General features: G+C 40.5%; 10 protein-coding genes and 1 tRNA gene. 4 read left to right on the top strand and 7 right to left on the bottom strand.

Annotation, left to right across the window (positions count from 1 at the left end):
* Positions 1-27 precede the first annotated feature (27 nt).
* Positions 28-435, top strand: coding sequence for a superoxide dismutase, Ni (sodN, locus tag B1s21122_RS01170; RefSeq protein WP_095681035.1), 408 nt, complete (start codon positions 28-30; stop codon positions 433-435).
* A 24-nt stretch (positions 436-459) separates the two neighbouring features.
* Here sodN and B1s21122_RS01165 read toward each other — a convergent pair whose 3' ends face one another.
* Genes B1s21122_RS01165 through B1s21122_RS01155 form a run of 3 tightly spaced genes read right to left on the bottom strand, consistent with a single transcriptional unit; the run spans position 460 to position 1959 of the window.
* A complete protein-coding gene (locus tag B1s21122_RS01165; RefSeq protein ID WP_095681036.1) occupies positions 460-912 on the bottom strand; it encodes a thioesterase family protein in 453 nt (150 codons plus the stop codon).
* A gap of 25 nt (positions 913-937) precedes the next feature.
* Complete coding sequence (locus B1s21122_RS01160) at positions 938-1336, bottom strand: anti-sigma factor family protein (RefSeq protein ID WP_095681037.1); 399 nt, start codon at positions 1334-1336, stop codon at positions 938-940.
* Positions 1333-1959 carry a sigma-70 family RNA polymerase sigma factor gene (locus B1s21122_RS01155; protein ID WP_190278573.1) on the bottom strand — a complete coding sequence of 209 codons (627 nt, stop codon included), beginning with the start codon at positions 1957-1959 and terminating at the stop codon, positions 1333-1335. The genes B1s21122_RS01160 and B1s21122_RS01155 overlap by 4 nt, the downstream gene beginning before the upstream one ends.
* Before the next feature lie 188 nt (positions 1960-2147).
* Between B1s21122_RS01155 and aroA the strand changes: the two genes are divergently transcribed.
* Genes aroA through B1s21122_RS01140 form a run of 3 tightly spaced genes read left to right on the top strand, consistent with a single transcriptional unit; the run spans position 2148 to position 6817 of the window.
* The gene (aroA, locus tag B1s21122_RS01150) at positions 2148-3443 is read left to right on the top strand and encodes a 3-phosphoshikimate 1-carboxyvinyltransferase (protein ID WP_095681039.1); all 1296 of its coding nucleotides are present in this window, start codon (positions 2148-2150) and stop codon (positions 3441-3443) included.
* Complete coding sequence (gene rsgA / locus B1s21122_RS01145; RefSeq protein ID WP_095681040.1) at positions 3436-4488, top strand: ribosome small subunit-dependent GTPase A; 1053 nt, start codon at positions 3436-3438, stop codon at positions 4486-4488. The genes aroA and rsgA overlap by 8 nt, the downstream gene beginning before the upstream one ends.
* 25 nt (positions 4489-4513) lie before the next feature.
* Complete coding sequence (locus B1s21122_RS01140) at positions 4514-6817, top strand: heavy metal translocating P-type ATPase (RefSeq protein ID WP_095681041.1); 2304 nt, start codon at positions 4514-4516, stop codon at positions 6815-6817.
* 4 nt (positions 6818-6821) lie between these two features.
* Here the strand turns inward: B1s21122_RS01140 and B1s21122_RS01135 are convergent.
* The 4 genes from B1s21122_RS01135 to B1s21122_RS06370 all read right to left on the bottom strand — a co-directional run bounded on the left by B1s21122_RS01135 (position 6822) and on the right by B1s21122_RS06370 (position 11149).
* A tRNA-Met gene (locus B1s21122_RS01135) sits at positions 6822-6898 on the bottom strand.
* Between the two features lie 53 nt (positions 6899-6951).
* Positions 6952-9873, bottom strand: coding sequence for a UPF0182 family membrane protein (locus B1s21122_RS01130; RefSeq protein WP_095681042.1), 2922 nt, complete (start codon positions 9871-9873; stop codon positions 6952-6954).
* Positions 9874-9892: 19 nt separating this feature from the next.
* The gene (locus tag B1s21122_RS01125) at positions 9893-10954 is read right to left on the bottom strand and encodes a YlbL family protein (RefSeq protein WP_095681043.1); all 1062 of its coding nucleotides are present in this window, start codon (positions 10952-10954) and stop codon (positions 9893-9895) included.
* A gap of 18 nt (positions 10955-10972) precedes the next feature.
* A complete protein-coding gene (locus B1s21122_RS06370) occupies positions 10973-11149 on the bottom strand; it encodes a hypothetical protein (protein WP_190278572.1) in 177 nt (58 codons plus the stop codon).
* Positions 11150-11159 lie beyond the last annotated feature (10 nt).

The following is an 11159-nucleotide window of genomic DNA, read 5'->3' as shown; positions in this document are numbered from 1 at the left end:
AAAGTTTTAAATAAACCAAGGAGAGAAATGCTTAAATCTTTAATTGAAGTAATCAAGCCAAAGCAAACTGTCTTTGCTCACTGTGATCTGCCTTGCGGTGTTTATGATCCAGCACAAGCCAAAATTGAAGCGCAGTCTGTGAAAGCATGTATGGAAAAATATGCTGCAAGCAGTGATCCAGACTTTAAATCACGTGCGGTTGCAATCAAAGAGGAACGTTCTGAACTAGTTAAGCATCACCTATGGGTGCTGTGGACAGATTATTTCAAGCCAAATCACTTTGAGGCTTACCCACAACTTCACACACTATTTAATGAAGCTACTAAATTAGCTGGTGCTGGTGGCAGCAAAGGTAGCAATGATGTTGCAGTTGCTGAGAAGTTAATTGGCAAAATTGACGAAATTGCAGATATTTTTTGGGCAACTAAAAAATAATAAGTTAATCAAATCGCTAGTGGCTTAGATTCTTAAGCTGCTAGCGATTTTTTCATCCCTTGAATTACTCTCTTTTTCAGCAACCATCGTCTCGGCTGCGACTCTGGCCATAAAAGAAACTCTTTCAACAAACTTTCGAGAAATAATGCCACTTGCGATTAATCTCGCGCTTTGGTGAACTTCTACCTCAAATTTTAAAATGTTTTCAACTAATCCCAAGCATCTTGCAGTTGCGTGAATTTCAGTACCCACTCCTGCTGCTCCCATTACATCTAGTTGTGTATTAAATGTGACGCTGGTTTCACCGAAATCTAAAAACTCAATAATTGCAGCGCTGCAGGCACTTTCCATTAGTGAAAGTATTTGATTAGAGCCAACAACCGGTAGATCATTAACTCCTTGCGCAACAGATGTGTCTCCTGGGCGAATGGCCATACTCGACATACCTACGGCGCCGATAACTTGCTCAGGTTTCATAATCACAACATTAGTGATTAAGTAATTACTCTTGCGGGAACTCCCTGCGAATTTCGCTAGTTATTTCAATTTGTGTCGCACCTTCTGAGGTTATTTCCGTATAAGTTGTTTGGGTATAGGTAATCTCAGTAACGCTTTGAGAAGTTACACCTTGCATCATTTGATCATATAAATCCTCAGTTTGTTGATTTATGCGACCACATAACTCCTCTGGCGCCTCTTCGGTCAGTGCATTGCACAAAAGATTTCGCATCATTACTAATGCGGCATTTTCCTGTTCCATTTGAGTACGACAATTTGGACAACTACCGAAATGGATTTCAACTGCGCTTAACTCTTGATCATCAAAAATCTCATGATCTATATAAAGAACTATGTTTGGAATTACCTGCTCGCAGGAAATAAAATTATTTAAATTACTCATTTGTCATCACCGGCTTTTTTATCTTTAAAGCCACGCTCTTTTGCATATGAGGCCAATGAGCTTCTTAGTAGTTTTCTGCCCCGGTGCAGCCTTGACATCACTGTACCGGTAGGAACTTCAGTAATTTCTGCAATCTCTTTGTAGGAAAATCCTTCAACATCTGAGAGATAAACTGCCATTCGAAATTCATCTGGCATAGCAGCAAGTGCTTCCTTAATGTCTTTATCTGCAATATTTTCTAGAACTTCATCCTCAGCAGATTTACCTTGGTCACTTGTATGGGATGAGGCATCTGCAATTTGCCAATCTTCTATTTCACCTGCAGATATTTGCGGGCGACGTTGATCTTTTCGATAATTGTTTATAAAAGTAGTTGTTAAAATTCGATACAACCAAGCTTTTAAATTTGTGCCCGGTTCAAACTGATGAAAACTAGTAAAAGCTTTTGCATATGTGTCTTGCACTAAATCTTGCGCATCATGTGTGTTTTTTGTATAGCGAAGAGCTGCGCCATAAAGTTGAGAGGTAAACACCAGTGCATCTTTTTCGAATCTGGCTTTGCGCTGTGCCAGTGTTTCTTTATTGCGATCTATAACCGCTGGCAGTAAATCTTCGTTACTCATTTGGGATAAGGCTACCTCGAAGGGAGTTTTCAGAACCTCAGAATATTTCTGGCTCTTACCAAGTTGATCTCGCACAGCATTCATAAAGGTAGAACCTAGGTTTCCTTTGGTTTATTCCCCGCAGTAATAGGCGCTGAGCGCGAACAAACCTAAAACTACCTAAAACGCTGGAAGGTAGACTGGGACATATGACTAATTGGGATGCACCTTTTCGCGGTGGATTAACTGCTGCCAGCAAACCAATCAAAGCAACTATCAATATTCCAGGGTCAAAATCAGCGACAAACCGAGCCTTGATATTGGCTGCAATTGCCGCAACTCCTTCAACCATTCGAAAACCTCTCTCCTCTCGTGATACCGATTTAATGGTTAAAGGATTACAAAGTTTAGGCTGCGTAATTGATCAGATTAAAACTGATGATGGCTTTGATTATTTAGTAACACCAAAAAAATTAATGGGACCAACCCAAATTGAAGTTGGTAACGCTGGAACTGTGATGCGATTTTTACCACCAATTGCAGCCCTAGCAACTGGATTAATTCATTTTGATGGTGATGCTAGATCTCATGAGCGACCAATTGCTCCAGTCATTAAAGCCTTAGAGCAGTTAGGAATCTCCATAGAACATAATGGCAAATACAAGATGCCAATTACTATTAATGGAGCCGGCAAAGTAAAAGGTGGCCATGTTGAAATTGATGCAAGTGCATCAAGCCAATTCGTCTCCGCTTTAATGTTATTAGCTCCGGCAACTCAAGAGGGAATCACTATTAAAAATATTGGTGCCTCATTGCCTTCACTACCACATATTGAGATGACAATTCAGATGCTAGAAAAATTTGGAGCTAAAGTGGAAGTCACTTCAAATAGTTGGAGCATTAAGCCTTGTGAACTGAGAGGTCAAAATTTAGTAATTGAACCAGATCTGTCCAATGCCGCACCATTTATGGCTGCAGCCATGATATGTGGTGGCAGTGTTTCAATAAATGACTGGCCAACAAAAACAGCTCAGCCCGGTGATCAACTTCGTGAGATTTTTACCAGCATGGGAGCAAAAATCGAGTTAAGTGAAAAAGAATTAACTATTTCAGGTACTGGACAAATTACTGGCATAGATATTGATTTAGGTAATGTCGGAGAATTAACTCCAAGTATTGCAGCTGTTGCATCCCTTGCAACAACACAATCTACTCTGCGCGGTATTGCTCATCTTCGTATGCATGAGACTGATCGACTTGCTGCATTAGCCAATGAAATAAATAATCTTGGCGGATCTGTCACGGAAGGTCCAGGTGAATTACTGATTAAGCCAACCAAGATGAGCGCAACTCAAATCTTTAATAGTTATGAAGACCATCGAATGGCTACGGCAGGGGCAATCATTGGTTTAGCTGTTGAGGGAATTACTGTTGAAAACATAGAAACTACGCGAAAAACCTTGCCTGATTTTCCAGGCATGTGGCAGGCAATGCTTAATGGTTAGATCAAAAAGTAGTTGGGATGAAGATGATGTCCGGATTAATAAATCACGCCAATTCGGTGCCAGTAACAAAACACGCCCTAGAACTAAAGATCGACCAGATTATTCATCTGCACAAACTGCAACCATTATTGAAGTAGATCGAGGACGAGTTCAGTGTTTAATTCAAGCGCCAGCTGGTAAAAAAATTATTACGGCAATGAAAGCCAGAGAGTTAGGTAAGAAATCAGTAGTGGTTGGAGATCTTGTATCAATAGTTGGGGACATTTCAGGAGATGAAGGATCTCTAGCACGTGTGGTCACAGTTTTGCCTAGAAAGAATTCCCTTACAAGAAGCATCGAAGATCATGCAAATGATGAACGAGTAATCGTGGCTAATATTGATCAAATGGCGATTGTGATTGCAGCCGCTAATCCAGAGCCAAAAGTTGGTCTGGTAGATCGAGCTCTGGTGGTTGCATATGACCAAGGCATAAAACCAATAATCATTATGACCAAGAAGGACCTGGCAAGTGGTGATGATTTTCTTCAGATTTATAAGGATTTAGATATTCCAGTTTTCAAGACTGAAAAATCTTCAGATTTATCTACTTTGCAAAATGAATTAGCTGGCAAAATTACTGTGCTACTCGGACACTCTGGCGTTGGAAAATCGACACTCGTTAATAACTTGCTAGCAAGTTCAGTGAACAAAGTTACAGAATTTGGAATTGAAAATGGCGAGCGAGTAACTGGGGATGTAAATGAGGTTACTGGTCGCGGACGCCACACCACATCAAGTGCCATTGCGCTACCACTTTCATCATCATTTGATGGGGCTGATTTTGGTTGGATTATTGATACACCAGGTGTTCGCTCATTTGGAATCGCACATATCCAAGCTGCAAGAGTTATCTCTTCCTTCCCCGAATTCAGTGAAGCTATAGCTAATTGCCAAAAAAATTGCACCCATAATGAACCAGGATGTGCTTTAAATAATTGGCCAACGCTGACTGACCAACATTTAGCAAGACTTGCAAGCCTTCGAAGAGTTTTATCAATTGGCTAGTAAAAGTGCGAGTAATCTGTTCCCTATGGCAGAAAGTCTTGGAAAAAGTGATCTAAAAACCAGACAAGTAAATTTATCGCTGATTGGCATGACCTGCTCCTCATGTGTGAGCACAATTGAAAAATCACTCAATAAAATCACTGGAGTTCAGGCCGCTGTAAATCTAGCAATGGAATCTGCCCACATAATTGCCCCACTTAAAGTTTCTGAAAAAGACTTAATTGCTGCAGTCGAATCAGCTGGCTACAAAGCATCAGCATTTAAAGGTGAGCGAGAATCCTTTGAGAAATCCAATCGCTTGGGAATTAGGCTATTACTTACATTTGCCTTAACACTTCCAATACTTTCAATTTCAATGATCGAAAGTTGGCATCAATATTTAGATAAATTGTTATTGCCAATTATTGATAGTACCAATCAGTTTTTTGCTGAGAGAAATTACAATCTGACATTCAATTATCCAATTGCACCTATTTCAATCTGGCTAGTAGTAGCCATGTCAGTTTTGGTTGTAATAGTTCTAGCTTGGCCAATTCACCGCGCTGCAATTAAGAATCTATTGAATCCCACAATGGATACCTTGGTCTCACTCGGCTCTTTGATCGCACTTGGTTGGAGCATTTACTCACTTGCTACATACGAAGCAAAAGATGGCATGCTAAATGTTTATACCGAAGTTTCAGCATCAGTTATATTCTTTGTAATGCTTGGTCGATATTTAGAGCACCGGGCTAAACGAAAGGCTGGCTCAGCCTTAGCAGAGTTATTCAAGTTATCTGCCAGTGAAGTAGAGGTACAAGCAGCGGGTGGAAATATCACAATTCCAATCGATCAACTACAAGTTGGAGATGTTTTTGTAGTTAAGCCTGGAGATCGAATCGCCACTGATGGCCAAGTTATTTCTGGTTATACAAGTATTAATAATGCGTTTTTAACTGGAGAAGTTACCCCAATAGAAATTAACGTTAATGACTTAGTTTATGCAGGATCAATTAATAACAATGGCAATATTTTGGTTAAGGCAACCCGAATTGGTTCTGATACTGAGTTAGCCAGAATTACCAGAATGATATTGGCTGCTCAATCTGAGAAAGCACCTGCTCAGCAGTTAGCAGATAAAATTAGTCGAGTATTTGTGCCAGTTGTATTACTGCTTTCAATAGCTACTTTCACAGCGTGGTATTTAACTCAAGCAGATCTAGCAAAATCAATTACTACTGCGGTTGCAGTGTTAGTGATTGCTTGCCCTTGCGCACTTGGCTTAGCAACACCCATTGCTTTACTGGTTGCCTCTGGCAAAGCAGCAAAATCTGGCATCGTAATTAGGTCTCCTAGATCCATCGAAAAAGCAGTTGGTATAACAGATGCTGTATTTGATAAAACTGGAACTATCACAACAGGGCAAATGGTCCTGCTTGAGATGACTTTGATTAACAATCCTCTAACCAGCAGCAGCACAGCCATTTCTACCTCAGAATTACTCTCTTATGCTCTATCGATTGAAAGCATGGATTCACATCCAATCGCAGTGGCATTAGCTGCAGCTCTTCAAAAACAAGGTGTTACTAAATTTGAAGTTTCAGATTTTGAGCATTCAACTGGCGTAGGAGTTGCTGCCCGCGTTAAATCAAAGAGCTCAGCCACCTCAAAGGCGGTTTTAATCGGATCACCACTTTCAATTGCCCGAGCAACCACTGAATTCTCACCAAAACTTACTGATGCAATTAACTCGGCAACGCAAAGAGCAAACTCTGTGGCAGTACTTGCTATTGATGGTTTGGCATATGGCGTTTTTGAAATAGGAGATCAGATTAAGCCCGAGAGTAAGTTAGCAATAGAAAGATTACATAAGGCTGGTATCAATACTTGGCTAGTCACAGGTGATAGTGAGAGCGCTGGAATATCGATGGGGGCATCAGTTGGAATACCAATTGACCACATATTTGCCACCGCAACTCCAGAAGATAAATTAATTTTTGTTGAAAACCTGCAACAAAAGGGCAAGGTGTTAATGATCGGTGATGGCATAAATGATGCTGCTGCCATTGCTAAATCAGATTTAAGTATGGCCATGGGCTCTGGAACTGATACAGCCATTGCTGCAGCGGATATCACCTTAATTAGACCATCTTTGATAGCAGTATTAGATGCGCTAGCAATTTCACAAAAGAGTGTAAGAATTATTAGATCAAACTTAGGTTGGGCGTTTTTCTATAACGTAGCTTTTATTCCAGTAGCTGCAAGTGGAAATCTATCGCCTATGTATGCAGCAGGAGCGATGTCTCTTTCATCATTATTTGTAGTTTTAAACAGCTTACGTATTAGATAAAGATTGGTAGCGGGGGCAGGATTTGAACCTACGACCTCTGGGTTATGAGCCCAGCGAGCTACCGAGCTGCTCCACCCCGCGTCGGTGATTAAATCTTAGAGCAGTTGGGCATTTAACCCAAATAAATGAATTTACTATCTATTTTGTGCAGAAATTAATGCTGCAATTGCTGCTTTAACTCTTGCTCTAGCTTTATCTTCAGCAGCACCATCTAAACGCTTTTGTGCCGATTCAAGGTCTGCATATGCAGCTTGTAATGATGAAATTGCTGCTCTAATTGCTTGGCTAGTACCAACTCCACCTGGAGTTGCTGTTGATTGCTGATTATCTGAAACTGTTGTTCCAGAGTTACCACCAAATACTTGATCTAACGCACCTTGTAACGTTTCACTAAATCCAATTTGATCACCAAATGACACCAAGACTTTTTGTAGTAACGGATAAGCCGCAGTGTTACCAGTAGCTCTTACATAAACTGGTTGCACATAAAGCAAACCTTTACCAACTGGCAAGGTGAGCAAATTACCAAGTACTACATCTGATCCGCCTTGGCGCAATAGTGAAAGTGAGGTTGCAACCTCTGGCTTTGCTTCAAAGTTTGAAGATACTTGTGAAGGACCTGCAATATTTGTTGAGCGCGGTAATTGTAGAACTGTGATCTTTCCATACTCATCACCAGCATCTGAGTTAACAACAGCTAATGCAGTTAAATTCTCACGGCCTCCTCTAGGCACAAATGGTGTGTAGAGCGAGAATGTTGGCTTGCTCTGACCAGGTATTTGCATCGTTAAGTAATAAGGAGGTTGGTTACCAGAGTTTGATCCAAAACTAGATGGATCAAGAGGTACGCGCCAGAAATCCTGTCCGCCATAAAAAGCATCAGCCATTGTTACGTGATAAGCACTTAAAATATCTCTTTGTACGCGGAACATATCCTCTGGATATCTAACATGGGCAAGTAACTCAGCTGAGATCTCACTTCTTGGCTTAACAGTTCCTGGAAATGCCTTACTCCAAGTTGCCAGCACTGGATCTTTTTCATCCCATTGGTAAAGTGAAACTGTTCCATCGTAGGCATCCACTGTGGCTTTAACTGAGTTTCTTATGTAATTAACATTTCGATCATCTAGTGATGAAACTGCATTTGATCTACTGGTTAAGGCGTCCCCGGTATTGGCAAGGTTTACAACTCTTGAGTTTGGATAACCTGCACTAGTTGTATAGCCATCAATAATCCAAAGAATTTTGCCATCGATAATTGCAGGATATGGATCTCCATCCAAAGTAAGCCATGGCGCAACCTTTGCAATTCGCTCACGTGGATTTCTATTAAACAAAATCTTTGATTCTGAATTAATTAAATTAGAAAGCACAATTCTTTGCTCTTGATACTTAATCGCAAACAACAATCTGGTAAATAGGGAGCCCATTGGCACGCCACCTTTACCGGTATAGGTGTAGTTTTTCTGACCATTAGTTGAATTGTCATCTGGGTAATCAAGTTCAACTGGATTACTTGCTGCCGGTCCACCAATAATTGAATAATCTGGAACATTCTCACCAAAGTAAATTCGAGGTTCAAACTCTCCTAATCCCTTAGTTGGTGGGATATCGCCAACTGTAAATGTTGGCTTGCCATCTGCATCAACAGTGTTTCCAAAAGCGCCAACCATTCCAAAACCATGGGTATAAACCAAGTGATCATTAATCCAGTTTCTAGATGGATTTCCATCAATATTTAACTCACGAACTGCCACAACCACATCGCGCTCTTTGCCATCAATTTTGTATCGATCAATATCTAGTGAATCAGCAAAAGCATAATATGGCTTGATCTGTTGAAGTTGTCTAAAGGTTGCAGATAAAACATTTGGATCCATCAATCGGATATTTGCAATAGTGGCAGCATCATTAGCTAATTGACCAGCTGATGTTGTAACAGTTGCTTGGTAATCCTTTACCTCTACATTTGTTAAGCCGTAGGCATCGCGGGTGGCATCAATATTTCTTTGAATAAAAGGTGCCTCTTTTGTGGACTCAGATGGCTTTACTTGAAACTGTTGGATTGCAGCCGGGTAAACACCTGCGATTAATACTGATGCAATAACCATCAGTGCCACACCAGCTGTTGGCAATAGCCAGGATTTGCGAACGATATTTGCAAAAAATAGAAGTGAGCAGATCACAGCAATTGCCGCCAAAATTGATTTAGCTGGCAAAAGTGCATTTACATCACTGTATGTGAGGCCGGTGATTAATCTGCCTTCTTTTAAAGTTAACGCATAACGATCAAACCAATAGGCAACGGCCTTTAGTAAAACTAGCAAACCAAGCAGAATTGAAAGCTGAACTCTTGCGGCAACTGTGGTTCGGTCCTCTTTAACCTGAGTTCTAATGCCACCGTAGATGTAATGAACAGCTGCAGCAGCAATAATTGCCAACACAATAGTTGAAATGCCCCAGCCAATAAGTGCTTGATACATCGGCAACTTAAATGCAAAGAATGAGATATCTAAGCCAAATTGTGGATCAACCTGTCCAAATTCAGTTGAATTCTGGAAAAGTAGCCATTGTTGCCAGAATCTTGATCCAGCAGTGCCAGCAAAATAAAAAATTACTAAGAAGATACCAATACCAGCAAGGCGACGAATTGGCTCAAGTTGAGCGCGATATCTTTCTAAATTATCTGCCTCTACCGTAACTGGAACATAGATTGGCCGTTTCCTGAAAGCAAGATAAATATTTAAAGTAATAATTGCTGAAGTTATTAGTCCAAAGCCAAAGAATAAATAAATTTTAGTAAATAAAGATGTTTGCCAAACATCAACAAAACCTACTGAGCGAAACCAGAGTAAATCTGCGTAAAAGCCACTTAAGGAAACTAAAACGCTTGATAAAACAAATAAAACAATAAAAGTAATTGTTAATGGACTAACTCGACGCTTACCATTTCCGCGACTTGCAAATGGATTTGGAAACCCACCGCCAAAACCGCTGCCACCAAATGGATTGTTATTGCGGTTAAAGCCGCCGCCACTAAAGCCTGAGTTACTCATGCGCAGATCTTATCTACTCCTAGGCATAGCTTTTACAGGTCGGAAACTTGGAATTCTCAGGTAGTTTTAATACTGAAATAGCCTCAGTGAGTGTGGCGACCGGCACAATTTTCATTGCCTTAGCGCCTTTACCCTTACCTAACTCTTCAATGTTACTTATATCTTGACAGTTTTCTACAGGGGTGAAGAAAATATCAACCCCAAAATCTCTAGCACCAATGATTTTTTCAGCAATCCCGCCAATTGGTCCCACATTTCCACTTGTTGTAATTGTGCCAGTGCCAGCAATATTTCGTGATCGAATTAAATCTTCAGCAGTTAATTTCTCAACCACGCCAATAGCAAAGATCAAACCACCGCTTGGCCCACCAGTTTCTTCTAACTTAATTTTTACATCAAATGGAAAAACAAACTGCTCTTGAATATTTATGCCGATAAAGGCTGACCCATCATCTCTAGCAGATAAGGCGATCTTTTTAGTTAATTCACCAACGCCTTGACGGTTAACTTTCACGCTCACAAACTCACCTGGCTTTTTGCTATCTAAAAATTGCAATAAATCAGTGGTGTTTTCAAATTTACGATCATTAATAGTTAAAACTTGATCATCTACAAGAATCACATCTTGCGCCTTACTATCTTTATTAACATCAACAACTGCTAATTTTGAAGCGCTCGTATAACCAAGGTATGAAAGAGCTGCGGCTGTGGCATTAATTTGGGATCCATTCATTTCAACTGCGCCTTGTTTTACCGCCTCAGCTGCGGTTTCACCATCTGGATAAACCTCTTGCCTAGGAAGAACTGCCCGCTTGTTATCAATCCAGCCGTAAAAAATATCAAAGCCAGTTATATAAGAGTCTGGATCAGTCACCATCACTGAGGTAACAGATAATTTTCCACTGGTTGGATAGGTTTTAGTACCAGATATTTTTATCGCCGAACCTAAAACGTTTTGCGGTGTGCCCGGGGCGAGAATCACAAATGGGGATGGAATAAAAAGGGCAACCAAAATTAATAATGTGAGCAAAAGCCTGGTTGGCGTGGGAATTTGCCCGCGAGTAGGAAGTAAGGATCTCATTTAATTTAGTAGTTTAAATTATTTTTTGGGTCTAAATGTGCTTTGAAATTTCTTAAAGTTATTTACCGACCGATTGGTTTGATTATCAAATTTAGATTTATATTTTGAGATCCATACGCCATAAACAATCGCCCCTGAGACCGCCACGATTGGGATCAGCCACCAAACCAGGGCCGATGCCGCACTTGAACTCATAACCCCATCC

Origin of the sequence: Candidatus Nanopelagicus limnes (assembly GCF_002287885.2) — a bacterium.
GTDB lineage: Bacteria > Actinomycetota > Actinomycetes > Nanopelagicales > Nanopelagicaceae > Nanopelagicus > Nanopelagicus limnae.
Note: the sequence above shows the minus strand (reverse complement) of the source record. Positions and strands in the feature narration are given on the sequence as shown.

Excerpts from the sequence above, each read along its gene's own strand:
- B1s21122_RS01125 (WP_095681043.1), bottom strand. The coding sequence starts at position 10,954 with ATGAGATCCTTACTTCCTACTCGCGGGCAAATTCCCACGCCAACCAGG.
- rsgA (WP_095681040.1), top strand. The coding sequence starts at position 3,436 with ATGGTTAGATCAAAAAGTAGTTGGGATGAAGATGATGTCCGGATTAAT.
- aroA (WP_095681039.1), top strand. The coding sequence starts at position 2,148 with ATGACTAATTGGGATGCACCTTTTCGCGGTGGATTAACTGCTGCCAGC.
- B1s21122_RS01165 (WP_095681036.1), bottom strand. The coding sequence starts at position 912 with ATGAAACCTGAGCAAGTTATCGGCGCCGTAGGTATGTCGAGTATGGCC.
- B1s21122_RS01155 (WP_190278573.1), bottom strand. The coding sequence starts at position 1,959 with ATGAGTAACGAAGATTTACTGCCAGCGGTTATAGATCGCAATAAAGAA.
- B1s21122_RS01160 (WP_095681037.1), bottom strand. The coding sequence starts at position 1,336 with ATGAGTAATTTAAATAATTTTATTTCCTGCGAGCAGGTAATTCCAAAC.
- sodN (WP_095681035.1), top strand. The coding sequence starts at position 28 with ATGCTTAAATCTTTAATTGAAGTAATCAAGCCAAAGCAAACTGTCTTT.
- B1s21122_RS01140 (WP_095681041.1), top strand. The coding sequence starts at position 4,514 with ATGGCAGAAAGTCTTGGAAAAAGTGATCTAAAAACCAGACAAGTAAAT.
- B1s21122_RS06370 (WP_190278572.1), bottom strand. The coding sequence starts at position 11,149 with ATGAGTTCAAGTGCGGCATCGGCCCTGGTTTGGTGGCTGATCCCAATC.
- B1s21122_RS01130 (WP_095681042.1), bottom strand. The coding sequence starts at position 9,873 with ATGAGTAACTCAGGCTTTAGTGGCGGCGGCTTTAACCGCAATAACAAT.